Source organism: Candidatus Nitrotoga fabula, from assembly GCF_905221025.1.
GTDB classification, from domain to species: Bacteria; Pseudomonadota; Gammaproteobacteria; order Burkholderiales; family Gallionellaceae; genus Nitrotoga; species Nitrotoga fabula.
In genome coordinates, this window is sequence record NZ_CAJNBL010000005.1 from 176,362 (window position 1) to 202,753 (window position 26,392).

Annotated in this window: 28 protein-coding genes; 15 read left to right on the plus strand and 13 right to left on the minus strand. The window is 47.7% G+C overall.

What is annotated here, in order from left to right:
* Positions 1-75: 75 nt before the first annotated feature.
* From KJA68_RS01795 to KJA68_RS01830, 9 genes are all read left to right on the plus strand, one after another.
* On the plus strand, positions 76-1,485 hold the full coding sequence (locus KJA68_RS01795; RefSeq protein WP_213035199.1) for a cbb3-type cytochrome c oxidase subunit I: 1,410 nt from the start codon (positions 76-78) through the stop codon (positions 1,483-1,485).
* Positions 1,486-1,520: 35 nt separating this feature from the next.
* Positions 1,521-2,486, plus strand: coding sequence for a cbb3-type cytochrome c oxidase subunit II (locus KJA68_RS01800; protein WP_213035201.1), 966 nt, complete (start codon positions 1,521-1,523; stop codon positions 2,484-2,486).
* A gap of 16 nt (positions 2,487-2,502) precedes the next feature.
* Positions 2,503-3,168, plus strand: a complete 666-nt coding sequence (locus KJA68_RS01805; protein ID WP_213035202.1) for a hypothetical protein — start codon at positions 2,503-2,505, stop codon at positions 3,166-3,168.
* A 33-nt stretch (positions 3,169-3,201) separates the two neighbouring features.
* Positions 3,202-3,336, plus strand: coding sequence for a hypothetical protein (locus tag KJA68_RS10965; protein ID WP_281412122.1), 135 nt, complete (start codon positions 3,202-3,204; stop codon positions 3,334-3,336).
* Between the two features lie 129 nt (positions 3,337-3,465).
* A complete protein-coding gene (locus KJA68_RS01810; RefSeq protein WP_213035203.1) occupies positions 3,466-3,735 on the plus strand; it encodes a hypothetical protein in 270 nt (89 codons plus the stop codon).
* Between the two features lie 40 nt (positions 3,736-3,775).
* Positions 3,776-4,054, plus strand: a complete 279-nt coding sequence (locus KJA68_RS01815; RefSeq protein ID WP_213035204.1) for a hypothetical protein — start codon at positions 3,776-3,778, stop codon at positions 4,052-4,054.
* Positions 4,051-4,539 carry a c-type cytochrome gene (locus KJA68_RS01820; RefSeq protein ID WP_213035205.1) on the plus strand — a complete coding sequence of 163 codons (489 nt, stop codon included), beginning with the start codon at positions 4,051-4,053 and terminating at the stop codon, positions 4,537-4,539. Before KJA68_RS01815 ends, KJA68_RS01820 begins: the two co-directional genes overlap by 4 nt.
* A complete protein-coding gene (locus KJA68_RS01825; RefSeq protein WP_213035206.1) occupies positions 4,536-5,009 on the plus strand; it encodes a hypothetical protein in 474 nt (157 codons plus the stop codon). The genes KJA68_RS01820 and KJA68_RS01825 overlap by 4 nt, the downstream gene beginning before the upstream one ends.
* Positions 5,006-6,073 carry a formylglycine-generating enzyme family protein gene (locus KJA68_RS01830; protein ID WP_213035207.1) on the plus strand — a complete coding sequence of 356 codons (1,068 nt, stop codon included), beginning with the start codon at positions 5,006-5,008 and terminating at the stop codon, positions 6,071-6,073. The genes KJA68_RS01825 and KJA68_RS01830 overlap by 4 nt, the downstream gene beginning before the upstream one ends.
* Positions 6,074-6,232: 159 nt before the next feature.
* Here the strand turns inward: KJA68_RS01830 and KJA68_RS01835 are convergent, their stop codons facing one another.
* Positions 6,233-6,517, minus strand: a complete 285-nt coding sequence (locus tag KJA68_RS01835) for a hypothetical protein (RefSeq protein WP_213035208.1) — start codon at positions 6,515-6,517, stop codon at positions 6,233-6,235.
* Between KJA68_RS01835 and KJA68_RS01840 the strand changes: the two genes are divergently transcribed.
* The 5 genes from KJA68_RS01840 to KJA68_RS01860 all read left to right on the plus strand — a co-directional run bounded on the left by KJA68_RS01840 (position 6,516) and on the right by KJA68_RS01860 (position 11,928).
* Positions 6,516-6,713: a hypothetical protein gene (locus KJA68_RS01840; protein ID WP_213035209.1), complete on the plus strand. Its 198-nt coding sequence runs from the start codon at positions 6,516-6,518 to the stop codon at positions 6,711-6,713. The two genes, KJA68_RS01835 and KJA68_RS01840, sit on opposite strands and share 2 nt — an antisense overlap.
* 424 nt (positions 6,714-7,137) lie before the next feature.
* Complete coding sequence (locus KJA68_RS01845) at positions 7,138-9,741, plus strand: fused MFS/spermidine synthase (RefSeq protein WP_213035210.1); 2,604 nt, start codon at positions 7,138-7,140, stop codon at positions 9,739-9,741.
* A gap of 9 nt (positions 9,742-9,750) precedes the next feature.
* Complete coding sequence (locus tag KJA68_RS01850; protein WP_213035211.1) at positions 9,751-11,073, plus strand: 4Fe-4S binding protein; 1,323 nt, start codon at positions 9,751-9,753, stop codon at positions 11,071-11,073.
* Between the two features lie 11 nt (positions 11,074-11,084).
* A complete protein-coding gene (locus KJA68_RS01855; RefSeq protein WP_246487017.1) occupies positions 11,085-11,516 on the plus strand; it encodes a hypothetical protein in 432 nt (143 codons plus the stop codon).
* Between the two features lie 46 nt (positions 11,517-11,562).
* Entirely contained in the window at positions 11,563-11,928 is a 366-nt protein-coding gene (locus KJA68_RS01860) for a hypothetical protein (protein ID WP_213035212.1), read from the plus strand.
* Between the two features lie 15 nt (positions 11,929-11,943).
* Here KJA68_RS01860 and KJA68_RS11150 read toward each other — a convergent pair whose 3' ends face one another.
* Complete coding sequence (locus KJA68_RS11150; protein ID WP_478210023.1) at positions 11,944-12,294, minus strand: cbb3-type cytochrome c oxidase subunit I; 351 nt, start codon at positions 12,292-12,294, stop codon at positions 11,944-11,946.
* A 743-nt stretch (positions 12,295-13,037) separates the two neighbouring features.
* Here KJA68_RS11150 and KJA68_RS01870 point away from each other — a divergent pair.
* Positions 13,038-13,454 carry a hypothetical protein gene (locus tag KJA68_RS01870; RefSeq protein WP_213035214.1) on the plus strand — a complete coding sequence of 139 codons (417 nt, stop codon included), beginning with the start codon at positions 13,038-13,040 and terminating at the stop codon, positions 13,452-13,454.
* Between the two features lie 409 nt (positions 13,455-13,863).
* On the opposite strand, the gene lpxC is transcribed toward KJA68_RS01870, so the two are convergent.
* From lpxC to mraY, 11 genes are all read right to left on the minus strand, one after another.
* Positions 13,864-14,775 (minus strand): UDP-3-O-acyl-N-acetylglucosamine deacetylase, encoded by a 912-nt coding sequence (lpxC, locus tag KJA68_RS01875; protein ID WP_213035215.1) that lies wholly within the window; start codon positions 14,773-14,775, stop codon positions 13,864-13,866.
* 233 nt (positions 14,776-15,008) lie between these two features.
* Entirely contained in the window at positions 15,009-16,169 is a 1,161-nt protein-coding gene (ftsZ, locus tag KJA68_RS01880; protein WP_213035216.1) for a cell division protein FtsZ, read from the minus strand.
* Positions 16,170-16,258: 89 nt separating this feature from the next.
* Positions 16,259-17,494 (minus strand): cell division protein FtsA, encoded by a 1,236-nt coding sequence (gene ftsA / locus KJA68_RS01885; RefSeq protein ID WP_213035217.1) that lies wholly within the window; start codon positions 17,492-17,494, stop codon positions 16,259-16,261.
* A 69-nt stretch (positions 17,495-17,563) separates the two neighbouring features.
* Positions 17,564-18,373 (minus strand): cell division protein FtsQ/DivIB, encoded by an 810-nt coding sequence (locus KJA68_RS01890; protein ID WP_213035218.1) that lies wholly within the window; start codon positions 18,371-18,373, stop codon positions 17,564-17,566.
* Complete coding sequence (locus KJA68_RS01895) at positions 18,363-19,310, minus strand: D-alanine--D-alanine ligase (protein ID WP_213035219.1); 948 nt, start codon at positions 19,308-19,310, stop codon at positions 18,363-18,365. Before KJA68_RS01895 ends, KJA68_RS01890 begins: the two co-directional genes overlap by 11 nt.
* On the minus strand, positions 19,303-20,280 hold the full coding sequence (gene murB / locus KJA68_RS01900; RefSeq protein WP_213035220.1) for a UDP-N-acetylmuramate dehydrogenase: 978 nt from the start codon (positions 20,278-20,280) through the stop codon (positions 19,303-19,305). Before murB ends, KJA68_RS01895 begins: the two co-directional genes overlap by 8 nt.
* Positions 20,277-21,695, minus strand: a complete 1,419-nt coding sequence (gene murC / locus KJA68_RS01905; RefSeq protein ID WP_213035221.1) for a UDP-N-acetylmuramate--L-alanine ligase — start codon at positions 21,693-21,695, stop codon at positions 20,277-20,279. Before murC ends, murB begins: the two co-directional genes overlap by 4 nt.
* A complete protein-coding gene (murG, locus tag KJA68_RS01910) occupies positions 21,692-22,753 on the minus strand; it encodes an undecaprenyldiphospho-muramoylpentapeptide beta-N-acetylglucosaminyltransferase (protein ID WP_213035222.1) in 1,062 nt (353 codons plus the stop codon). The genes murC and murG overlap by 4 nt, the downstream gene beginning before the upstream one ends.
* Complete coding sequence (gene ftsW, locus KJA68_RS01915; RefSeq protein ID WP_246487019.1) at positions 22,750-23,913, minus strand: putative lipid II flippase FtsW; 1,164 nt, start codon at positions 23,911-23,913, stop codon at positions 22,750-22,752. Before ftsW ends, murG begins: the two co-directional genes overlap by 4 nt.
* The gene (gene murD / locus KJA68_RS01920; protein WP_213035223.1) at positions 23,895-25,307 is read right to left on the minus strand and encodes a UDP-N-acetylmuramoyl-L-alanine--D-glutamate ligase; all 1,413 of its coding nucleotides are present in this window, start codon (positions 25,305-25,307) and stop codon (positions 23,895-23,897) included. The genes ftsW and murD overlap by 19 nt, the downstream gene beginning before the upstream one ends.
* Positions 25,304-26,389, minus strand: coding sequence for a phospho-N-acetylmuramoyl-pentapeptide-transferase (gene mraY, locus KJA68_RS01925; RefSeq protein WP_213035224.1), 1,086 nt, complete (start codon positions 26,387-26,389; stop codon positions 25,304-25,306). The genes murD and mraY overlap by 4 nt, the downstream gene beginning before the upstream one ends.
* Positions 26,390-26,392: the final 3 nt, after the last annotated feature.

Sequence of the window (26,392 nt, forward strand, 5' to 3'; positions counted from 1 at the left end):
GATTGAGATGGTTGGGTTGTCGCTAACAGGGGCAGACAGAATTGACTGCCAAAAGCTAAAGTAAGGAGAAGCGGGATGTTACTTAAGTACTTATTTGCAAAAAACGAGAACATACCGGCTGGTTCGGCCGCTGTGTTTTTCGGTTTTTCTTCCATTATATGGTTCATGATCGGGACCGGGCTGGGTTCTTTCAATGCGGCAAAACTGGCGTTCCCGGATTTTGTCACAGGGGTGGAAATGTTTGCCTTTGGTCATATGCGCCAGGTGCATGTGCTGGCGGTTATTTTTGGATGGATATCCATGGCGTTTGCAATGGCCATGATGTATATCACCCCGGTTCTGGGTAATACGCGGCTCTGGTCCGAGAAGCTGGGCTTGTGGAACTGCTTTATGTGGAACGTAGCCCTGTCTCTGGGTCTGACCCTGATGTGGACCGGTATTACTTCCGGGCGTGAATATTCCGACTTCCCATGGCCGCTTGATCTGGCCGTTGCCGCATTTATCACCATCCCGTTGGCAGTGAATGTCTGGATGACGATATTGAAGCGTCGTACGCAGGGGATCTATACAACGAACTGGTTCTTTGCGGCATCCACATTTATGCTGATCATCGTGTTTCTGGTGGGGAACCTGCCGGAATATTTCCATCTTACCGGCCTGACCGAAGCCTACATGACCTGGTGGTTTGCGCATAATGTACTGGGGCTGTGGATTACGCCGGTGGCTGCAGCGATCGCCTACTACGTGATTCCGAAGGTTACCGGCAATCCGCTGTACTCACACCGTATCGGCCACCTTCACTTCTGGTCGATTGTTGTGTTCTATTCCACTCCAGCCGCACATCACCTGATGTCTGCTCCGCTGCCAGAGTGGCTGAAATCCTTTGCCTCGGTTGAAGGAGTTCTGATTCTTGTGCCTGCAATTGCGTTTGTGTCGAACATTCTTCTGACCATGCAGGGCAAATGGAACATGTTTGTAGAAAACCTGGAAGTGCGTTTTACCGTGGTTGGCGTATTGCTGGCCATCCCGCTGAACATGCAGGGCGGTTTTCAGCAGACTCGTTCCATCAACTGGTATGTGCACGGAACAGCGTGGATGGTTGCGCATGCGCACCTTGCCTTGCTTGGTTTCTCTACCTTCCTTGAGGCCGCAGCTGTGTATCTGGGGTTACAGACATTGATGAAGCGCAAGCTGTATTCCCTGACGCTAGGAAATCTCCACTTCTGGCTGTTGTTGATTGGCTTTAGCATCTACTGGATATCCATGACCATGGCCGGTCTGATTCAGGGCGCGGGCAAGATCTACGAAGTACCATATATTGATGTGGTGATTGCCGAGCATCCTTATATGATCGCGCGCTGGCTGGGTGGCACGATGGTATTTTCTTCCACCATCATCTGGTTGTTCAACATGTGGATGACTGCACGTGCAGGTACAGAAGTTCCTGTCGGTCGCATGCCGCACGAACTGGCCTACGAGCGTTAATCCAATAACATTTATCCAGGGACTGGGAGAAAAAAATGAGATTTAGAGAGTATAAATTTGGTTCCAGAGCATTTGGAGCGGCGTTTGGTTTGTCCATGAGCATAACCTTGCTGTTCCCAAGTTTTGACCTCGCGGCTTCGGTAAGTTCCGAGGCTGGTCTGGAAAAGCAGCTGTCATCCGGTTGGGATTCCGGCTGGCAGACTAAAGACTTCTTCATGGAAGGGAAGAACAAGCCACTGAAGGTTTTGGTTAAAAAAGACCCAAAAACCGGGGAGGCGCTTCAGCAGCCTGTATACGCATATGTTTATCCGGCAGGTATTTCATTGCCTAACGGCGTGACACATACTGCAAATCTGGGGCGTGGCGTGGAGGAGATGAGCGTCAATGAAGGTCGCATCAAGGAGGCCAGGGTTGAAAATGGCGCTGTCTTCCTGATTGAAAAAACGGACAAGTTGCTTACCTTTGAAGATAAGCCACTTGCCTACATGGTAAATGCAACTGCGACAAAAGGCTGGACTCCGGACGATGTGCTGAAGCAGGCTGCGGACACCGATGTCTTCCATGTGGGTGCAGGCAAAACCATGTTTGTAAGAGAGGGGTGCTGGTGGTGTCATACCTTGCTGCCTGAGCAGACCCAGGACTGGCAGGTGTTTGGAGCTCCGCCGATGCTTGGAGATTTCAACGGCGAATCGCCAACCGCATTCGGCTCGGACCGTAAGGGCCCTGACCTGCTGCACGTAGGTTCGCGTAATGCATCCAGGGAATGGATGATGCTACACTTCTTTAATCCAAGACTGGTTCAGCCGCATTCGATCATGCCTCGATTCGATTATCTATGGGGTGAGAAGGATGCAGATGGCAAGACGATCGACTATGCCAAATGGCGTCAGGAGTACGATGAATACCGTGAGGGCAAGCTGGTCAGTGCTCCAGATGTTCCCATGTACGCAAAAGACAGCGAAATCCGCAAGTTGATTGACTTTATCGTTAACCTGAAATAATTAAAGGGGTATAGACATGACATGGGTATTTAATGAACCACTTTCAAGCTTGTCTCAAGCAGAAACGGTGCAGAGAAGCAAAGAACTGTGGGAGGCGGAAGACCTCGGTGGAATTACGGAGGATAATAACCGCTTGCCGGTCCCTGTGGTAGCTCTGGTGCTGTTAACTGTAGCAACAGCATTTCTGACTACATTCCCGTTGTGGGGCCAGCGTCCTACCGCTGCGATTTATGAGGATTATATCAAGGCGATGGATACGCCCGAGATACAGTCCATTATTGAAACGCAGGGCGATGCGGCAGCCATGAAGCGGATTGTTGATATGAACAAGAGCAGTCCGATGGCAGCCCAGTTAGGGCGGCATCCGGTTGACATGGATGATCTGAGGGTGTTGAAACCTCAGATTGAAGAAATCATGAAGCATCCGACAGTTGATTTGAAGGACTATACTGTGGTCTATCCTCAGGTGAAGATTGCCAATTTTGAAGGTAATTTCCGTCCGGATGGCAAGCGTGTGCGTCAGCAGCCCTGGTGGGACAAGGGATATACCATTGACCTGTTCTACCTGACGATGTTTTTCCTTGGCGTAACCATCACGGTCAAGAGATTACCACCGTACACATGGCAGCCACGCCACCATGAAAATGACCGGCGCAAAGGTGAAAGACGTCATAACCCTTGATTTGTTATTAATGTACTCTGAAGGAGGAATAGAATGATCGATTTTGATTATGGACCGGCATGCATGGCTGCTGTGGTTTCGATTGGTTTCCTGGCGCCGTTCTTCTACAGTTTTTTTGTAGATAATTACGATCGCAAGAGTCCACAGATTAAGGCCAATCAGGATTAACGGCTTTCAGCCTGTGCAGTGATTAGAATATGCCGCCAATTGGCGGCATATTCTTTTTGACATTTAACGTTTAGACAAGCGGAGATAACCATTTTTTCATTTCTCGAGAAACCCTATTTTGAAAGCTATTTGAATGCGCTAGTCAGTGCGTCCAATTCTTCAAAACTGGATCTAAGCATTGAAGGGATGCGCAGTCAGCAATTCAGCACTGGAGTATTCTTTTTCATGCTGTTAGGCGTTATAGTATTTTCGGGTATTGTCTTCATGGTAATGTTTGGAAATCATGCGCCGAAACAAATGAGATTGGGCGAAAAGGTGATGTTTGCACTGATTATTGTCGGCATTGTCGTTGCGGTCATTTTTGGTGCACTGCAGATGCTCGGCGGAAATCTGTACTAAGTTTGCTTGAATAGTTACCTAGAGGACGACGGAGGAAAACATGGAAAGTTATTTGCAATCGTTGGATGATGGATGGTCTATTTATTTGTGGCTGGTCGTTGGCGGTCTGATCATCATTGCAGTTGTGTACTGGATACGCTGGGGAATGAAAAACGAACAGTTCGACGAAGATATCAAATATCTGGTTTTTGATGAGGGTGACAGAGAAAAAATGACCCCGCAGGAATTTGCAAAAAGTTGCGAGGTTAAAGCGGCGCAGATGCAAAGCCGTGAGCGCGTTCTAATGCGCCAACAACAAGAGAAAAAACAGGGCAAATGAAGCGAGGTGAAAAGATTCTTTTTGTAATCATCGCGCTGGTTGTTGCAGGGTTTATGGGCCGCAACTTATGGCGCTTGAATACGATTCAGGAAGTCGATAAGGGTATACCCTATTTCAGTACGGCTCCTGCTGCTCTGGAGCGAGCAGCCATGGATGTGTACCGGGAACAAAATTGCAAGGGTTGTCATTCGCTTTGGACTGTCAGGGATTTGATCAAATTTGTTCCGGCGCCGATATTGGATGGGATAGGTTCAATTCGCACAGAGGAATGGCTCTACCAGTATTTTTCAGCCACAAAGCCACAAGAGCTGTTACCTTCGCGTCTCAAGAAGGAATATCAAATGCCTTCCTATGCTCATTTACCGGAAGCGCAACGCCGGCTGCTTGCGAGTTATATGGCAAGCCTAAAAGTGCAGGATTGGTATCTGCAGGAAACTATTAAAGCTGAACAGGAAGTTCTTACAGGTCGGGAGTATCGCCCATGAGCAAATTGCCACCGCTGACGCGCGCTCGCTTTTTAACCGGTTTGATTGCGGTAATCATGGGCTGCGTGCTCAATCATTTCGGTGATCGTTTTCTTGGGGTCAAGATCGAGTTTTATCGGGGGTTGCTCGATTTCAACGTATTGTGGATGGTTGATATGCTGGTCCTCCCTTTTTTTGTGGGTATGCTGGTAGCGGTAATTTTCGGACTTGGTGGTAAATGGCTATGTTACTTTCCTCCATTAATCGAAAAGGCATCCAGCTATCTGGATAGCATGTACATCAGTGGTGTTCCGGATGATGCATTATTACTTCCCTATGGAATGTGGGCTTTGTTTGTTACGGTCGTAATGGCCCTGTCCGGGTTTGGGGGGGTCATCGGTGAACTTGTTGTAAAACGAACTTATGGTCGCAGACCGCGCGAACTGGTATATAAGCAAGCTTCCCGAGACAAAGGGTCGCTTCCCAAATGACCATTCCTCCATCTTCTGGCAGAAATAAAGCATTGTCCGAAAAGGAAGCCGCACTACGCCGGCGCTATCTTTCGGCAACCCTGATTCTATGTTTTGTAATAGTTGGAATAGGTGCAGTTTTGCTTACCCTTACTCAGGGACGGGCTCGCATGGGAGATATGCGTGCCCGTGCAACGTACGATTTGAAGGAGGAGGCGTTACATATACGCGCAGCTGGGGAAGATCTTGTTCTGCACAGGGAGCATGAAGCCAGGAAAAAGCAAGCGGCAGGGTATACCACGGCAGAAATTGAAAATTTTCTTTCCCCGGAACAGTGGAACGAAATTGAAAGCATGGTGATGATTCCAACCGGGAGTTTTTCGATGGGAACGGATATGGAGCGAGCCGACATACAGAATCGTCCCAAGCATGTTGTTCAGGTTCCTGCATTCTGGATAGACAAGTATCCGGTAACGAATGCTCAATATGCCAGATTTGTCGCTGCAACTTCCCATCGTCCCCCCCTGCATTGGAAAAACGGTAAAATTCCTGAGGGTACATTGCTGCGCCCGGTTACCATGGTTTCCTGGCATGACGCAAGCGCTTATGCAAAATGGGCCGGGAAGCGTCTGCCCACTGAGGCGGAATGGGAAAAGGCTGCTCGAGGAACCGATGGTCGGCGCTGGCCTTGGGGCAACAGGATGGAGCCGGATCGCCTGAATACTTATTATAATGTAGGGTCAACGACGGATGTAAACGCATACCCCAGAGGTGCCAGCCCATATGGAGTGATGGATATGGCGGGAAATGTGAACGAATGGACGTCCGATGATTTTGCGCCCTATCCCGGAACGGATGCTCCACCTGATTTGTTTGCAGGAAAAATTGTGCGGCCGACAAGTGATAAGGAAATCGAAATTATTCCGGCGGGTAGAAACTACAAAGTGCTGCGTGGGGGGTCGTGGAAAGGCGATCCATTTTCAACAGCAGTATTTCATCGAAATTTTGCATTTGCGAATTTCGCGTCTGATTTTTTCGGATTCCGTTGTGCAAGCAATCAACAGGTAAAGGGCCATACAGAGTGAGAGTGTATAATTCATTGCGGCATATGGGGATGTTTCTTGCCCTTCTGGTTTTTTCTGTGAAAACAAGTTATGCAGTGGATAGCTATCGCTTTTTGCACGTGCACATTGACACGCTCTGGTATATTTTTCTTTTTTTGTTGTGTATTGTTTTTGTCCCGTTTATTTTAATGGTGTTTCTTTCGTGGCATTACGCGGGATCCAAATCCGATTTAAAAGAACAGCAGATAATTTCAGCAGAAAGAGAGAAATGATAGGCAAGGTATTAAATTGTTTTTGTTCAGGAATAAAGGGTGGGTGGCTCATTGCAGTGGTTTTTGCTTTTTTTGCCGCTATTCCTGCAGCAAAAGCTGTGGATGACCACGGCCAGAAGAGCGATGGCCTGAAGATAATGGAGGCTTTTGAACAGCAGGCAAGCCAGATGAAACCCGATGGGATTTCCCCCATGCAAAAAAAGCAGATGGTAATGTTTTTCCTCGGGGTGCCTTTATTAATTATGCTCCTGATAACCGGTGGGCTGGGAATTGCAATGGGAATTTATGGTAAGCAGGTATTTATGCTGCATATGGTTTCAGCTGGCCTGACTATTACGCTGGCTTTTGTCCATGCAATTTTGGGGATTGTCTGGTTTTATCCATTTTAACGTGAATAAGATTTTACATTGATGTCCCATAACCCGTGATTACCAGATACAAGAACATCATGTTTAATGCTCTTTCATTCTACGTAAAATTTTAGACTGTCTTATCAGCCGCTTAAATTGCGGTACCTTACCCCTTCCCGATGATTCAGCCTTGTATTCCGTTATTACGCATTTGAAATTCCACTATATAGAGCCATGATGCATCCTGAGTTGAGGTACAGGTATTCTCGTGTGTGATCCTTAGCATTCTGGCAAGGAATGCGGCCATGGTATGTCTGGTTGAGATTCATGATCCCATACTTTTCAGGCATTGCACAAAATTTAAACGTTCGAGAGAGATATCTGCACTGGATAGTTTGTTCGGTCAAGGGACAACCAGGATTTGCATATTTTAATTACTGTACCGCAAGGTTAATTCATACAGATGAGAAATTCACAACCAGTCATTCCAAAGCCCGGATACTGGCCGCTTGCGGCATTGTATGGTTTGTTCGGTTTGACTAGTGTGGCATATGAAGTATTGTGGGCGCGTATTCTTTCATTGCAGTTTGGTGTGAGTATTTTTGCCGTGGTACTGACTGTCGCCGCATTTATGGCAGGGTTGGGAGCAGGAAGTCTATTTGCAGTACGCAGGATTAGCCGGATCAGACAGCCGTTGCTATTGCTTGCTGCACTGGAGGGGGGAATTGCAATTTATGCATTTGTATTGCCGTTTATCCTGCAGGTAATTTCACCAGCCATGGAAAATGCAGCGGAACAATTTTCTTTGCTGCAATGGTACGGTTTGGTTGCGGGGGTTGCGTTTTTTCTGCTTTTAATCCCCGCGTTTGTTATGGGCGCGGGATTCCCGCTGATCATTTCCGCACTGGGAAGTGAGCCAAGGCGACTTGGAATCATATATGGATTGAATACCTTGGGTGCTGCTTTTGGCGCATTGTTGCCACTGTGGCTTTTGCCTGCCCTGGGTTGGGCTTTGTCAGTCAGGGTAGTAGCAGGAATCGGGCTATTGGGGGTTGTTCTACTGCTATTGATTTCATGGCGTTACCGTGTAGTGCCGGAAGTTGGCAGGGATTTGCGTGTGGCCCGACCCCGTTTGGTATTTTTGTGCGCATATGCCGGGATTGGCGCGGCAAGCCTGGTTCTGCAGATTGCCTGGACAAGGTTATTCGGGATGGTAATGCTGCGTACCGAGTATGTGTTGAGTTTGATTCTTGCCTCCTTTCTGTTGGGCATCGGGTTGGGTAGCCTGCTTGTACCGCAACGGCACAGACAGGCATGGTTTGTGATCTTGCCGATTGCTGCTGGGGGATTTTCCCTGCTAAGTTTGTGGTTGTTACCGGAGTTTTCGGCATGGGTGGAACGGACAGAGTTTGTTTCGCTGTTTGCAGCATTGAGGATACAAGGGCTATTACTTATTTTAGTGACATTGCCGGTCACGCTGGTGCTTGGAGCCTGGCTTCCTTTGCTGCATAAACGTTCAAATGGCGGTGGGGTATGGTTATATGGAGCGAATTCGCTCGGTGCAGCATTGGGTGCAATCATTGCTGGAACGGTACTCATACCGGGTTGGGGAAGTGCGGCGACAGTTGTGCTGGCAGCTTTGTTACTGCTGATGCTGGGTTTGACATGGGCACAGTCGCGTGCTGCATGGATTGCCCTGCCCATTTTTGTTATGGTGGCGTGGCCGCTAGCCAATTTACCCTCGGTTAGTACATTATTGCCGCAGGCTCAAGCGGGAAGCCGAGATCTATACGTTTATGAAGATGCCATTTCAATGACCCACGTGGTGGAGCAACAGGATGGGCAGCGGGTTCTGTTAACCGATTTGCAGAGAATGGATGCCTCAACTGAGCCAACGGCAGTATACGTGCAGTCCAATCAGGCGCGGCTTCCCTTGTTATTGCATGAACAACCCCGCTCTGTACTATTTCTTGGGTTGGGAACCGGCATATCCGTAGCCGGGTCGCTGGCGTTTCCTGGTTTGGACCGCATGGCCGTTGAATTATCACAGGGTGCGATCAATTCTGCGCGTACCTGGTTTGCACCGTTAAATCAAAATGCGTTACGTCACACCAGGGTGCAGCGGGACGATGCAAGGCATTACCTGAGCGCGGAACAGAAAAGTTATGACGTGATTATTGGGGATGTATTTCATCCGGATTTGGCGGGCTCAAGTTCTTTGTTATCCGTGCAGCAATTTCAGCGCGTGCGCAATCGCCTGAACAGCGATGGCATTTTTGTTCAATGGCTGGCCCTCAATCAATTTGACAGTAAGTCATTGGACATCATTTTTAATAGTTTTCAGTCTGTCTTTCCAGAGGCGCAAATATTTCTTGATGGCATGCATTTAGCTCTGGTTGGCCCAAAACAGAAATTTAAGGGGGCACGGGGGCTTTTGCATAATCTGCAGCGATTGTCTTTAGCCCAGCAGGATGCTGTGACAGCAAGTGAAGGAGGGTGGACGTGGCTCGGGCGTTACTGGGGCCCAATGCCAGGTAGCCGTGGTCAAGTACAGGATGAGTGGTCTCCAGTCATCGAGTTTCATTTGCCTCGCGCTCGTTATGCCGGAGATTTAAACGTTGCATCATTGCTGCAGTTTTTGTTGAAAGTCAGGCCCAATGTGGAAAATGCCGCAAATTTTCTGGAAATTGACGATCAGGATAAAGAAACTTTCGAACGTGCTTATGTTGCAACCGAACTGCTGGCACAGAGTTGGCTTGCTGCTGCGCATGGTTTAACGCAGCAGGCTAATCAGTTGATACACTTTTCTTATCAGGCGAATCCGAAAGACCGCTGGATTGCTTATGCGTTGACTGATAATATGTTTCTGTCTTTAGCTCAGGCACGTGAGCATGGCTTGAGCGAAAAAGAGGCACTGCAGAAAATCTTACGGATGAATCCATATCATGTTGAGGCAGCGCGGGCACTATGGAGAATTGAGCGCCGGGAGGGTGGCAGCCAAGCTGAATTTAGCCGGTTACGTCTGCTGCAATTGAGTCCACTTGATCGCGAAGCCAATATTAGGTGATTATTTGAAATGACTGGGAGTGTCAAATATAAATCTATTTCCAGAATTCCGGTCAAGGTGGTTCTGAAAGCAGCGGGAAAACCTGTCTATTCTGAATTTCGCTGGAAGCGACGCCTTCTGCAATTGCTGGTTTTGTTTCTTGCGGTCTTGATCCCGGCAAGTGGCTTATTTCGGATTGACCCCAGTGCGGCAGCATTTGTTGTGCTTGACAGGCAGATTTGGTTATCTGATTTTTCATTAGTAACCGGGGCCTGGCTATTTTTGGCCAGCAGTTTGATCTTGATGTATTCGACAGCAGGTATGGTTTTTTGTGGTTGGGCATGCCCGCAAAATACTATGTCTGAATGGGCGAACAATCTTACGCACAAGTTACTGGGCAAGCATGCTGAAGTCAGCTTAACGGGTGAAGCGATACGTGTGGCCGGGGCGAAAAATAAGGCATTGAATTGGTTCCTGCTTGGTATATCTTTTCTGGGAGCGGCAATGTTTTTTGCATTAATCCCGCTTTTTTATTTCTATCAACCCAGTGTGGTGTGGTCTTTCATTACCTTCCAGGAAGATGCAAGACTGGCGTCATCGTTGCACTGGATTTATGCCGTATGTGTAGTGATTATTTTCATAGATATTGCAATGATCAGGCATTTCTGGTGCCGTTATGCCTGTATTTACCGAGTTTGGATGCATTCATTCAAAACCAGGCAAACTTTGCGTGTTGCCTATGATGCAAGCCGGAGTAAGGAGTGTGATAAATGCAGCTATTGTGTAAATTCCTGTTTTATTGATTTGGATCCGCGTAAAACCGATGTTTATGATAGTTGTATTAATTGCGGTGATTGCATTGATGCATGTAATCGCATGCATCAAAAACAGGGGGTTCCGGGGTTGCTGCGTTTTGAGATGCTGGAGCGAAAGAATCAGAGTGTGAGTAAACTACATAACGTTGCTATTTCATTGTTTACCCGGATGGGCTGGACGGCTCCTTTTGTAGTGCTGGGTGCATCCATGTTTATTTGGGGACTGTGGTCCTATCAGCCATACCATGTTGTTGTGGGTCATGCGGATGTGCAGCAGGGGCGCTCGGTTCAGGGATATCGTATTGCTCTTACCAATAAACTGTACCATGCAACCGAGCTGCATGTAAAAGTGCTGGGTTTGCCGCAAGGAACTTATCAGCTCAGTGCGGAGAATGTTAAATTGTCAGCGGTCGGACGGGAATCCCTCATGCTTTCCATAGTGAAAGACTTGCCGCGCGGTATATATTCCTTTGTAGTAGAGGTATCTGCAGGTGATGCATGGAAGGGAAGATTTCCTGTTCAACATTTTTCTGAATAAAAAGGATGCTTATGATGGGCAGTCGCACCAGTAAAAACGCACAAAATTTATCAAGGGTAGAAGAGTCGAGCTGGGGTGAAAAAAGAAATGATAATTTTGGGTACGCATCTGATGAAGAACGCTTGGCAAAACGTGGGCTTGAAGATTGGGAGCTGGTTGAAACCATTCCCGAGTCGCAGAAAAAAATCCCTTTCTGGTTTATCGGGGTGACAGTTGCCGTGTTGCTGGTTGCGGTTGGCTTAAGTTTTCCTTTTTGGGGACTTCGGCCAGGAGATAACCGCCCTTGGGTAGACTGGGGGTTCATTGCAGCTATTTTTTATGTTGCCGCAGGTAGTTTTTTTGTTCGTTTTATGGTGAATCTTTATGGCTCCACGCTCGGCGGTCGGCTGGATTCTGATAAAAATTGCCAGGAACCACCCGGTAAATCCGATGCACAAAATTGATCTGTATTTTTTGGTTAACTGGTCATGTGGAATCAGAGTAAAGTGCATGTGTCTCAGTTTGTTGCTGTTGTTAGCGGCATGCAGTGGTGGGGACGGCTCTGCTCCAGATGCGCAACCGCAAATGTGGCAGGGTGCGGAAGTACGGGTTGAGTCCAGGCCTAGTCCTCCACGTGAAGGGGTCAATGAATTTTTGGTGATTGTTACCGGAAAACGTGGACCGGTTCATGACATCATGGTTTCCGTGCGCACGGATACTCATGATTCATGGGTACAGGCAATACAGGATGGGGAGGTCGGCGTCTATCGCCGGGCAGCGAGAGTTGGTACAGGTGGTAGATCCGTGCTGCAGGTACAGATCAAGCGCAATGGAGAGGAGGAAGTGTTGCTGTTTCCGCTGAACGTAGTGCCTTAGGCGGATGCTAGGAGTTTACGGCTTTGTTTTAAGTGTGAGCAATACATTTGCAAGATAAATACAAAAACCCGTTGCCATGATCATTCCTGAACTGGCTACAATGGGACCGTAATAGTGGTGAACTTGTGCCATTGCTTGCAGATCGTTCTGGAGAAGTAAATTTCCTTCCAGAATGCCAAAGACAACCTGTGTTATATAAAAATAGAATACGCCGATGGTGGTCCACCAAAAGGAGTGGTTTATCAGGCGCATCGAATAAATTTCCTTTCCGCTGATAATGGGCAGCAGGTAATACATGGTTCCCATGGCCAGGGTTACCAGTCCCCCGATTAGGTTTATGTGCGCATGCGCTAGTGGGTCAATCATGTGCCCAGGGCCGCCGTACGGGCTGCCAATTGAATCCAGCCAGGTTCGTATGGATGGAACGACTTGCAACATGCCATGTATGGCCCCGAAAAAAAAAGAAACTGTGGAAACCACAAGAAATTTAATCAGATGGGGAGATTCTGTGTTGTTTCGAGACATGGAAGTTACAGTATTAGGCTTCAACAAGAAAGAAACGGTCATATATGAACTGTCATATATGACCGTCCTTGTGCAAAAGAACAGACGGGAAAACGAAGTTTATCGGTTAAACGTATGGAGTCTGTAAAATTTTAAGGGCGAGAATAAAACGTTTACTTTCTTCCTTTACGGGCTTCTTCAATTCGCGCTATACCCATGCCACCAAGAGTAGCAGAGAGGACAATGGCAAACACCCCGAAAATTAAAATTGGAATCAATACTTCCATGATCAAACTCCTTAGTATTGTTGTTTAACAATCATATATTTCCACTACCTACAATTTCATTGTATCGAAAAGAGATGTGTCGTGCAAGCCAAATGCATGGAGTATTCGTGAAAATCGGTATTTTTCCTTAGCATTGCATGCCCGACATTGTACCCATATAATGAGACTCTGAGATTAATATGCTTAATCTTAGGAAGTCTGTCGGCAGATTATAAAATCTCGTTATTAATGTTATAAAACGTAGTGTGCTTACTGCCTGCAGTTTGCTGTCAGAGCCCCAACTGGTTGTCTAAAGACACAATTTTTACATAGAGAAAAATGTCAAACGAAAAGCCTTCGAATGAAAAGCCATTAAGGCCATTAGCTTCTGTTCGGACCTACCCAACGGATAAAAATAATTTGGTTTGTCTTGCATTATCGGATACGGAAGGAAATGAAACTGAGTTCATTGTTAATCCGGATGGATTGAACGCGCTTCTATACCCGGTTCTTGGACTGGCTTCAAAATGGACAAGAGAACTTGGTGAAAAAGTGAAAAGCTGGTCCGGCCCGAAAAATGCGCTTCCTGCGCGGCATGTCGAATTAGTTATGGGCCGAACAGCTTCAGAATGCGCGGTAAGAGTATTTATGGGTGAAATTGAGTTGACTTTTATCGTTCCTATGGATGCTGTACTTCAGGCTACGACCAAGCTAACGCAACAGAACGATAAAGATTCCGGGGCATCAATCCACTAAGTTTTGTAATGGCGGCCTTGGGGCATCATCGCAAAGAGGCTTGAAAACGGTTCCGGGTGTGCAGGAAATTGAAAATCTGTTTTATACGCTGACAATAGATCACTTGTCCCCTGTTTTTCAATCCGGCCAAAAGTTATGTTACATCAGCTTCTCTTAGTGGTGGCAGTTTGACAAAAAGCATTCCAAAATTTAAGAATACTCCGTTGACGGATGAGCATGCAGTTTAATGAAACCGGATGAGAAACTCTAGCAGTGCATGAAAACGGTAATGTGTCATTTCCCCTTCCCAAGTTATCAGCATAAACAGTTAAGGGTAATATACACCCTCTAATCATCCACGTAGAGCCATCCGGTGGTTTTTCTGCGGGGCGGAAGATGGGATCTCTGATGGCAAGAAGATCCGGCAGAGTCAGGCCATTTGCATTTGTAGGCGAAGGAATGCAGGGGCTTCTTCTGTCTTGTTGAAAGTTACGAATTCCCATGCATGTTCGTCTGCAAGCAGGGCACGTAGCAAAGCATTATTGAGTGCATGGCCGGATTTATATCCGTAGAAAGCACCGATCAGTGGATGCCCGAGCAAATACAGATCGCCGATAGCATCCAGAATTTTGTGCTTGACGAACTCATCTTTGAAACGAAGTCCGTCAGGATTAATAACGCGGTATTCGTCCATTACAATGGCATTGTCCAGATTACCACCCAGCGCCAGACCCTGTGCTCGCATATTTTCGATATCGTGCATGAAACCAAAGGTACGGGCGCGGCTAATTTCCTTGATGTAGGAATGTTCTCCAAGGTTTATAGTTATATTTTGGATCGAAGCAGCAAAAACAGGGTGAGAAAAATTAATTGTAAAGGTCAGTTTATATCCGTTGAATGGTTCGAAGCGTACCCATTTTTCTCCTTCTTTGACCTCTATGGTTTTTTTTACGCGGATAAATTTTTTTGCTGCAGTCTGTTCGATGATGCCAGCAGACTGTAAAAGAAAAATAAATGTCCCGGCACTCCCATCCATAATGGGTACCTCTGCGCTGGTTAAGTCAACATAGGCATTGTCTACTCCAAGTCCTGCAAATGCGGACATGAGGTGTTCGATAGTGGCCACCCGTGCCCCGTTTACTTCAAGGCACGTGGATAAACGAGTATCATGTACGGCATGCGCTTCCGCGCGTATTGCTACCGCAGGCATCATATCCATCCGGCGGAATACGATGCCGCTGTTTGCAGGGGCGGGTGACAAGGTAAGATTAACCCGTTCACCTGTGTGTAGCCCTACTCCGGTAGCTTGCACCGGGTTTTTTAATGTACGTTGCTTAACCATGTTGCTTTATAAGCATTATTCCGATTTTTGAATTTTAACATAGTTCAATCGACCAACTGCTTATGCTGATTGTATAAAGCTTTTAAACAATAATATGCATATAAAATCCATTCTTTCGAATAGGTTCGAGTAAATCTTTATTGGGGCGCGCATCGTCCTGAGACCTGTTTTATTGTGATGTGTTTTAGTTTCAGGGCAGTGAGGATGCAGGTCACAAATCTCGCCGGATGCAACTAGTCATTCTGTCTGCGCAGGAAGGATGGGATATCCAGCGTGTCGACTCCTGACTGTCTCATTGCTTCGACTGCTTCGCGGTTGCTGCGTACGTCCCTGCCGCCACGGATTACTGCAGGCAGGTCAGGCTCGCCAGCAAAGACGGTTTCGTTGTGGGTACCTGTGCGAGCTCCATAAACAAGTTCCGGTTTGGATTGTTTGCGCTCCATGGGAGAGCTCAAGCCTGTTGCAACGATGGTTACACGTAATTCGTCTCCCATGCTTTCTTCGAATACAGAACCAACTATAACGGTGGCATCTTCAACGGCAAATCGGACACTGTTGGTAATTTCCCTGAATTCTTTTAGTGTCAGTTTGCTGTTGGAGGTGATATTGATCAGCACGCCGCGCGCGCCTGCCAGGTTGATATCCTCCAGTAATGGACTGGACATGGCTCTTTCTGCAGCACACTTTGCGCGGTCTTTCCCGGAAGCAGTAGCCGACCCCATCATTGCCATGCCATTTTCCGACATGAGGGTACGTACGTCGGCAAAGTCAACGTTCATCAGGCCAGGCACATTGATTACTTCGGCTATGCCTGCAACTGCACCCTGCAAAACACCATTAGAAACGCTGAATGCATCAAGCAGGCTGGTTTCTTCGCCAAGTACTGTCATCAATTTTTCATTTGGCACGATGATAAGCGAGTCTACAAATTTGGATAACTCTTCGATTCCGACTTGAGCCAGGCGCATGCGTTTACCTTCATGAAGAAACGGTTTGGTAACCACTGCCACCGTGAGGATGCCCATTTCTTTGGCAATCTTGGCCACTACTGGAGCCGCGCCAGTGCCTGTCCCTCCCCCCATGCCGGCTGTAATAAATATCATATTCGATCCCTGGATCAATTCGGCGATGCGTTCGCGGTCTTCTTCTGCAGCAGCTCGTCCAACATCCGGAATTGCGCCCGCCCCCAAACCTTTGGTAATCGTGGTACCGATCTGAAGCTGGGTAAGGGCCTTGCTACGGTTAAGTGATTGGACATCTGTATTGATGGCGATGAAATCCACACCTTGTACATTTTTCCCAATCATATGATCGATTGCGTTGCAGCCGCAACCGCCTACTCCCAATACCTTGATTACCGCTTCCTGATTTTGCACGTCTTCAATTTCAAACATTTTTTTCTCCTTATTGTGTAGATATTAATTTAAAAATCAATTGGATACATATGTTTTTTATGATTTTCTTTGCAGATTGAACTGCTCTGCTAAAAGTTTCCTTTGAACCAGTCTTTCATCCTGCCTAGTACATCACTGAAGGAATTTGAACTTAGGCGGGCGGCCTGATAGCGCTGGTGCTGCTCTAAGCCATATAGCAGTAATCCGACTCCGGTTGAAAAACGGGGGGTCTTCACTACGTCAGATAATCCCCCTACGTAACGTGGCAACCCCAGGCGTACCGGCATGTGGAAAATTTCTTCGCCCAGTTCAACCATGCCTTGCATAGTGCTACTTCCCCCTGTGATAACAATACCCGAGGATAGTAAATTTTCGAATCCACTCCGGCGTAACTCGGCCTGGACCAGCATGTATAATTCCTCCACTCGAGGTTCAATCACTTCTGCTAAAGTTTGCCGTGACAACATACGTGCTTCACGCTCGCCGACCCCAGGTACACTGATTGAGCCTTCGTCGGCAAGCTGGCGCAAGGCACAGCCATATTTGATTTTGATGTCTTCAGCATCTGCAGTCGGGGTACGCAAGGCCATGGCGATGTCGTTCGTGATTTGGTCGCCTGCAATCGGAATGACGGCAGTATGGCGAATGGAGCCATCAGTAAAGATCGCTACATCGGTAGTACCTCCACCGATATCTACAAGACAAACACCCAATTCCCTTTCGTCGTCCAGAAGTACCGCTTTACTGGATGCTAGAGGTTGCAGAATAATCTCTTTAACCTCCAGTCCGCAGCGATGGAGACATTTCATGATGTTCTGTACCGCAGCTACTGCGCCGGTAACAATATGTACTTCGACTTCGAGCCTCATGCCGCTCATCCCGAGAGGTTTTTTGATATTCCTCTGTCCATCAATGCTGAACTCTTGTTCAAGAATGTGTAATATCTGCTGGTCACTAGGCAGGCTCAGGGAACTGGCTGTTTCAATTGCACGGTCAATGTCAGCTTGTGCAACTTCTCTGTCCTTAATTTTAACCATGCCATTCGCATTCGAGCTTTTGATATGACTGCCGGCAATGCCGGTGTAAACCTCCTGAATCTTGCAATCCGCCATTAACTCTGCATCGCCTAGTGCCCGCTCGATTGCTGAGACTGTTGCATCGATATTGACAACCATTCCTTTTTTCATGCCTGAAGCTTCGTGTATGCCTATGCCGATTACCTCTATCGCTCCTTCTGATTGTATTTCAGCTACGACAGCGACAATTTTGGAAGTGCCGATGTCGAGGCCGATGATCAAGTTTTTATTGTCCTTGTTATTGCTCATTAAATTTCTCCACTGCTGTAACTTTTCCATGTTGCGGAAACGGTGCATAAATGAATAGTCCGGCTCCTGTTATGAAATATTTCCTATGGAATCTTTTGTCTTTTTTTTCACTTTTTTATTACCTACATACAGATCGTCTGTTACTTCTGCGAGGTGAATGGCGAAGCCATTCCGGTACCGCAAATCCACGTATGTTATTTCGCGGGGCTGCACATTCAGGTTTTGGGTTGGGTGCCCGGTTTCCTGTTGTACCTGCATCAAAGTGTAGGGGTATAACGATATAAATTGTGCAATGCGCTGAGTTGATTGTTCGCGGCCTAATTCCAGCAGAAGGCCGTTGTCCAGGCTCAACCGCCAAGAGCGGCGCGGAGATAAGCTAATTTTTGCAATTCCCCGCCCAAGTTTTGTGAATTGTTTGTTCAATGTGGCATACATTTCAGTTATTTCGGTTGCATCATTGGGTTGTCCCATAAAATTTGGCAGCATTTGATTGGTGCTGGCCGAGAAAATTTCGCCGTGGGTGTTTACTAAATCTGCATTATTCCAATATGCAAGCGCGACATGTTCTTCCAGGGTGATTTCGAGGTGCCAGGGGAAACTGCGACGTATGTTTGCTTTTCGCACCCATGGGATGCTTTCAAAGTTTTTTTGCGTGTCCTTCAGGTCAAGAGTGAAGAAATTACCGTGTAATTTATTTTGTACTATGTTCTTAAGGTGAGCAGGATCTATTTGGACCAGTGGAGAATTAATCGAAACAAATCGCATTGCAAGTACTGGCAAGTGCAATACATAATGTAATAATGCATATGAAAGAAGGGCGAAGCTTATACCGAACAGGAAGTTCGATATCATTCGCAGTAATTCTGGTTTATCCCACATGTGTTAATTCCAGTATGGTTAATACCAGTTGTTCAAAACTGATTCCGGCTTGCCTTGCTGCCATAGGTACCAGGCTATGGTCAGTCATACCGGGTACGGTATTCATTTCAAGCAAATAAGGACGACCGGCCGCGTCCATAAGAAAATCGACGCGACCCCAACCGGCTCCCCCCAGCAGATTGAAACCCTGTAGCGCCAGATTTTGCATTTCGGATTCTTTTTCCTGTGGCAAACCGGAAGGGCACAGATAGCGTGTATCATTGCGGAAATATTTGGCTTCATAGTCATAAAATTCGTTGGCAGGTTCTATCTTGATGACAGGGAGTGCTTTTTCATCAAGAATGGCAACTGTATATTCTCCTCCGCATATAGACTCTTCTGCCATGACAAGTTTGTCATATGTAGCGGCTTCCGAGTATGCAGAGGGTAGCTCTTCGACCTTTTTTACCTTGCTGATACCCACACTGGAACCTTCATTGGCTGGCTTGATGAATAGGGGTAATCCCAGTTGTTTTACTACCGTGGCCGGATCACTGGCGGCATTCAGCATGACATAGGCTGGCACAGGTAATCCTGCAGCTTGCCATATCAGTTTGCTGCGCCACTTGTCCATGGCCAGTGCCGAAGCCAGAACGCCGCTTCCGGTATAGGGGATGTTCATCATTTCCAGTGAGCCTTGGACGGTTCCATCTTCGCCAAAACGTCCATGCAACGCGATGAAGGCTTTTTGGAAACCATCTTCATGGAGTCGATGCAAATCTTGTTCTGCGGGGTCGAACAGATAGGCATCCACTCCACATTTTTTTAGGGCAGTCCATACTGCCCTACCGCTTTTAAGCGAAATTTCACGCTCGGCGGAACGCCCGCCATAGAGAACGGCGACTTTCCCATATTGTGCAGGGAGTAAATATTGTGAGGGAAGTGCTCGGTTAACCATGATTGTTTTTGTAATCGCCAATGATGCGTACTTCAGGGAGCAAGGTAATTCCTGTCTTGTTTTGAACGATTGTCTGTACCCTGTTAATGAGTGTTTCAATGTCTGTTGCGGTTGCGCCGCCTGTATTCACAATAAAGTTGGCGTGTTTTTCTGAAACCTGCGCGTTGCCGATCTGGTATCCTTTTAATCCGCATTGTTCGATTAATCGTGCCGCATAATCTCCCGGCGGATTGCGGAATACTGAGCCAGCATTGGGAAGGTTCAATGGCTGGGAAGCAATGCGCCGGGAAAGCAGGGATTTGATTTCATTGCGAACCTTTGCACCATCTCCGGAAATAAAGTGGAGTGTTGCCCCGACGAAGAATTCTTCCTGGAACAAGGAGTTTTGGACAGGGAGACTGTGGTCGCCGGAATAAATGTTTTTGTTTTTCAATGCAACATGCCGGTAACCGATTTCATAATCGGCAGGTGCTCGTTCTAATAATTTTCCGCTACGCGTGATTGTTTGCACATTTTTTACTACCTTCCAGGTTTCGTTCCCATAGCAACCAGCGTTCATTGCCAGCATTCCGCCCAGAGTTCCAGGTATTCCAGCGAAAAATTCTGCGCCCAGCAGATTATGCTTGGCAGTGAAACGGGCGATTTTGGTGCCGGATATTCCTGCCTGTACATAGACCGATTCAGAAGTTTCCATATGCATTTCGGTGAGCGCTGCATGCAAAAGCAGTACAGTGCCGCGCAGCCCGCCATCACGTACCAGCAGATTGCTGCCTAATCCCAATGCAACAACCGGTTCATGGGTTGGCAGGGTGTGCAGAAAAAAGGCGAGATCTGCCAGATCCGCAGGGCGGTAGACTCTTTCGGCAATACCGCCAGCACGCCAGCTGGTGTGGTTTCTCATGGCGACATTGCTGAATAAGGATCCGCGCAATCCTGTATGGTTAAATTTGATCGGTTCGTTCATATTCATGGATTAAAAGAATTGGCTTTGGCAGCCAGGGTTTTCAGCATGCCCGCTACACCACCAATTGAACCTGCACCCATGGTAACTACCACATCACCGGGTTTTGCCATATGTAAAATGGCCTGGGGTAAATCCTGTATCTGCTCTATGAATAGGAGTGTGTTCTGCCCGGCCAGGCGTAATGCACGCATCAGAGCCCGCCCGTCTGCAGCTACTATGGGAGCTTCGCCTGCAGCATATACTTCGGTAAGTATCACGGCGTCCACTTCGCTTAATACCTTGACGAAATCTTCAAACAAGTTGCTAGTACGTGTGTAGCGGTGGGGCTGAAATACCAGCAGTAAACGCTTTCCAGGGAACGCCCCACGCACGGCATTTACTGTTGCCCGGATTTCAAATGGATGGTGACCATAATCATCAATCAGAGTAACCGTGCCGCCGTTTGCAAGTTGAAGCTCACCATAGCGCTGAAAACGACGTCCAACGCCCTCGAATTCAGCTAACGCGCTAATGATTGCGGTATCTGTTACGCCAATTTCCAGTCCAACCGCGATGGCTGCCAAGGCATTTTGCACGTTATGTCGACCGGGAAGGTTGAGTGTGACGTCCAGGTTGCGAGAAGAGCCATTTTGTCTGCAAAGTGCAGTGAAGATCATCTTGCCGTCCTGGTGGCAAACATTTACCGCGCGGATCTGCGCATCTTCTGCAAAGCCATAGGTCGTAGCCGGCTTGCTGATACCTGACAAAATGTCACGTACGTTGGCATCGTCTATGCACAGCATGACCATGCCGTAGAATGGCAAGTGTTCAACAAAATCTGCAAATGCCTGCTTCAGCCTTAAGAAATCATGACCGTATGTTTCCATGTGATCTGCATCAATATTGGTAATCACGGCCAGGATAGGTTGCAGATACAGAAAGGATGCATCTGATTCATCGGCTTCCACAACAAAGTACTCGCCCGTTCCCAATTTGGCATTCGTGCCTATGCTGTTCAGTTTCCCGCCAATTACAAATGTCGGGTCAAATCCTCCCTTGGCTAAAATGCTTGCGATCAAACTAGTAGTGGTGGTCTTGCCATGCGTACCAGCTATTGCAATTCCATGGCGTAAGCGCATTAGCTCTGCCAGCATCATTGCTCGTGGCACTATGGGGATGTTGCGTGCGCGTGCAGCCATAATCTCGGGATTGTCCGGGCTGACTGCAGAAGACACAACTACTGCATCTGCATTTGCCGAATAATTTTGGTCATGTCCCAAAAAAACCTGTGCGCCGAGTCGCTGCAAACGCTGGGTGATTGGGCTCTCACTCACATCGGAACCACTTATCTGATAACCCAGATTGAGCAACACCTCGGCTATGCCGCTCATGCCGGAGCCACCAATACCGACGAAATGAATATGTTTAATCTTGTGTTTCATCCAGCCTGCTCCATGCATATCTGCGCGACACACCTTGTTGCTTCTGGTTTTGCCAGTTTGCGAGCAGTTTGCGCCATGATTTGAGCGCGTTCCCTGGTGATTCCCTGAAGCAGATTTGCCATTGACTGTGGATTTAATTCGGTTTGTTGCATCAGGATGGCTGCACCGTGGTCGCTTAGAAAATGGGCATTGCTGGTCTGATGGTCATCTACTGCGAATGGATAGGGCACCAGTATGCTTGCAACCCCCGTTGCTGCCAGTTCGGCAATCGTTAATGCGCCTGCACGACAAATTACCAAGTCTGCCCATCCATAGTGCTGCGCCATATCATTAAGAAACGCACGGGATTCGGCTTTTACTGCCGCTTGCTGGTAGGCAGTCTGCACGGTTTCTAAATGTTGCTTGCCAGTTTGATGCAGTACATTGTGGCGAAATTTCTGTGGCAATAATGCTAAAGCCTGGGGTACGCATTCATTGATTGCTTGTGCACCGAGGCTCCCTCCCAGCACAAGCAGATTCAGAACCCCGCTTCGTCCAGAGTAACGTGCTAGTGGTTCAGGTAGTGAGGAAATGTTATCGCGCACCGGATTGCCACACCATTCAGCAGCTGGCAATACGTGCGGAAAACCGCTCATTACTCTTGTAGCTAATCTAGCCAGAATTTTGTTACTCAGCCCTGCAATGGAATTCTGTTCGTGAATCAATAATGGGCGACGCATTAAAACAGCCATGATTCCGCCAGGGAAGGTGATATAACCTCCCATTCCCAGAACAACATCCGGACGGTGGCGCAGTAGTACAGCAGCGCTTTGGCATAATGCAAGCAGAAGATTTAGAGGTAATAATAGCTTACGCAGCATTCCTTTTCCGCGAAGTCCTGAAAATTGCACAGGTGCAACTGGATAACCGTGCTGGGGCACCAGTTCGGCTTCCATGCTATTGGGGGCGCCGAGCCAGATAATGTCCCAATCTCTTGCATGAAGATGGTCAGCTACAGCCAAAGCCGGAAAGATATGCCCTCCCGTTCCTCCAGCCATGATCAGGATCTTATGTTTCATATGGGCAGTCCTTTCACGATTCTTCTGGTTTCCCAGTCGATTCGGAGTAACAGAGCTGCAGCAGCGCAACTGACCACTACGCTGCTTCCGCCATAACTGAGGAACGGGAGGGTTAGTCCTTTCGTGGGTAATATCCCCATGTTAACGCCAATGTTGATTATCGCTTGGACACCAAGCCATACAGCAATGCCCTGTGCGACCAAAGCAGAGAACTGGCGATCCAGATTTGCGGCCTGACGGCCGATGATGAAAGCGCGGATGATCAGGCCGGAAAATAGTAGGATAACTAGAAATACGCCAACAAAACCAAGCTCTTCTGCAATTACTGCGAGCAGAAAATCGGTATGGGCTTCCGGTAAGTAAAATAGTTTTTGCAAACTTCCGCCAAGACCTACGCCAAACCATTCTCCGCGGCCGAACGCAATCAGGGCGTGGCTTAGCTGATACCCTTTTCCGAAAGGATCGGACCACGGATCCATAAAACCCACCAGGCGCTGCATGCGGTATGGGGAGGCGAAAATCAGGGCGGCAAATGCAACTGGAAGGGCGATCAGCAGCCAAGCGAACATTTTGATATTAAATCCGCCAAGAAACAATATTGACATCGAAACAGCACAAATAACCGCGAAAGCGCCCATGTCCGGTTCCATCAATAACAAGCTTCCGACGATTACCATTACGGTAAGCATTGGCAAAAAAGCCCGACCCGGGTGATCTTTGACTAATCCTTTGCGCACTGTGTAATCAGCCGCATAGAGTAGAGAAAATAATTTAATTAATTCGGAGGGTTGCAAATTGATTATGAATAAAGGCAGCCAGCGGCGGCTACCATTCACTTCATGTCCGATGCCAGGAATCAGCACCAGAATTAACAGTGCTACACCAAGCAGAAAGAGGTAGGGTGCCATTGTCTGCCATGTCTGAAGCGAAAACTGGAATACGATGGCGCCTGCAATGACTCCAAGAAAGATATAAAGTCCATGCCGTATCAGGTAATATGCAGGTTGAAAACCGGTGAATCTGCTTGCTTCAGCAGTCGCGATGGAAGCGGAATACACCATGACTAGCCCGAGAGCCAGCAGCGCGATGGTAATCCATACAAGCGCTTCGTCATATTCCACTGACATTTTCGGGTGGTTGGTCATGCTGGAGAGGAACATGCTATCTCTCCTTGTAATGAAGATACGGCAGCGCTAAATACTTCGGCACGATGACTGTAATCGCGGAACATGTCGAAACTTGCGCAGGCAGGGGATAGCAGCACAGCGTCCCCCGGCAACGCTAAGGATGCGCCTTGATGTACTGCATCGACCATATCCTTTGCATGAACAATAGTTACACCGCAATCTTGTAGTACGGCCGCGATTTTGTTTGCGTCACGCCCAATAAGTACAACTGCGCGTGCATGTTGCATGACTGCAGGACGAAGTGGGGTAAAATCCTGTCCTTTGCCTTCGCCGCCAGCGATTAGAACAATCAGGCGCTTTAATCCCTGCATTGCAGCTATGGTGGCACCGACATTTGTTCCTTTTGAGTCGTCGTAAAAAATAATTTCGCCAATTTTTGCAATTGGCTGTACCCGATGTGGCAAACCTCTAAAAGATCGCAATGCGCTCAATAGGGGAGCCAATGGCAAACCCACAGCATGGCATAAGGCTAGTGCGGCCAAAGCATTTGCCACATTGTGCATCCCGGCAACCTGTAGTTCATTGGTGTTCATTACACGCTTTTGGCCATGCAGCAACCAAATGTCCTGACCAGAGGTACTTATGCCCCAGTCATGTTCGGTTGGTGGCGGGGTGTGCAACCCGAAGGTAATTTGTACCCTGTCGGGTAGGGCCATACCAGCACTGTTTTTATCGTCACGATTAAGTACCTGTATACCGCGCTGGGCGTTGTTATTACGGGTATCTTGAAAAATACGTGCTTTGGTGGCTGCATATTCCTTGATGTCAGAATAACGATCAAGATGGTCTTCACTAATGTTGAGTACTGTTGCAGCATCCGCATTGAGCGAGGAGGTGACCTCCAACTGGAAGCTGGAAAGCTCAAGCACCCAGATATCCGGGTGTTGTCCATGGCGTGTCAGCAGCACATCCAGTACAGCCGGGGAAATGTTGCCAGCCATTTCTGTAATTAGGCCTGCTGCACGACACATTGCCCCTACCATACTGGTTACGGTCGTTTTTCCATTGGCTCCAGTGATGGCAATGATTTTAGGAGGACGGTTTTTAGGTAATGACTGGGAAAATAACTCAATGTCTCCCACTATTTGAATTCCGCGGGAGATTGCCTGCACTAGTAGTGGGTCTCGTAATGGGATTCCCGGGCTGATGGCAATCAAGTCTATATCATCGAGCAATTCATTGTAAAACGCCCCACAGTACAATTTAATTCCAGGGAACTGTGTGCGCAGCGTATCTAGTGATGGTGGAAAATCGCGGCTGTCTGCCCCCAGTACCCGGGCACCCTGGACACTAAGCCAGCGCACAAGAGATAACCCGGTTTCGCCGAGACCAAGTACTAAAATTGTCTTGTTTTTTAAATGGATCATCGTAATTTCAGCGTTGTTAGTCCGATTAATACCAACACCATCGAAATAATCCAAAACCGTACCACTACTTGATTTTCTTTCCAGCCTTTCAGTTCATAATGGTGATGGAGAGGAGCCATGCGAAAAATCCGTTTCCCGGTAAGTTTGAACGAAGTTACCTGGATGATTACGGATAAAGTTTCCAGCACGAATACGCCACCCATAATAAGCAGCACAATTTCCTGACGCACGATCACGGCTACTGTGCCGAGTGCTGCTCCCAATGCCAGCGCGCCCACATCTCCCATGAAAACTTCTGCTGGGTATGCGTTAAACCATAAAAATGCCAATCCTGCACCGGCAATTGCACTGCAGAATACTGCCAATTCACTTGCACCTGGGATGTGCGGTATTCCAAGATACTTTGCGAATACTGCATGGCCTGCAACATAAGCAAATATCGCCAGAGCACTGCTGACCATTACTGTAGGCATAATTGCCAGACCATCCAATCCATCGGTTAAATTCACGGCGTTACTCGTGCCAACGATAACCAAATAGGTTAATAGAATGAAAGAGGATGCAGCCAGAGGGAATACAAGATGTTTGAAAAAAGGCATGATCAGATCTGTATGTGCGGGTAGACTTGCGTCTTGCCACAGGTATGCGGCCACGACAAGCGCGATAATTGATTGCCAGAACATTTTTGCTTTTGCGGACAATCCCTTGGGATTGCGGTGTACAACCTTGCGGTAGTCATCCAGCCAGCCGATTGCGCCGTAACTCAAGGTGGTGATCAGAGCTACCCATACGTATTTATTGCTTAGATCAGCCCACAGTAGAGTGGTTATGGCAATCGAGATGAGGATTAACGCCCCCCCCATTGTTGGCGTGCCGGCTTTTATCAGGTGTGTTTGTGGCCCGTCATCCCTTACAGCCTGACCTATTTTATATGCAGTCAGTTTACGTATCATCAGTGGGCCAACCAGAAAGGAAATGAATAGCGCTGTTATTGCTGCCAGCACGGCCCGCAGTGTAATGTAATTGAACACACTGAATAGATGAATATATTGCGATAGCCACTGTGAAAATTTTAGTAACATTAT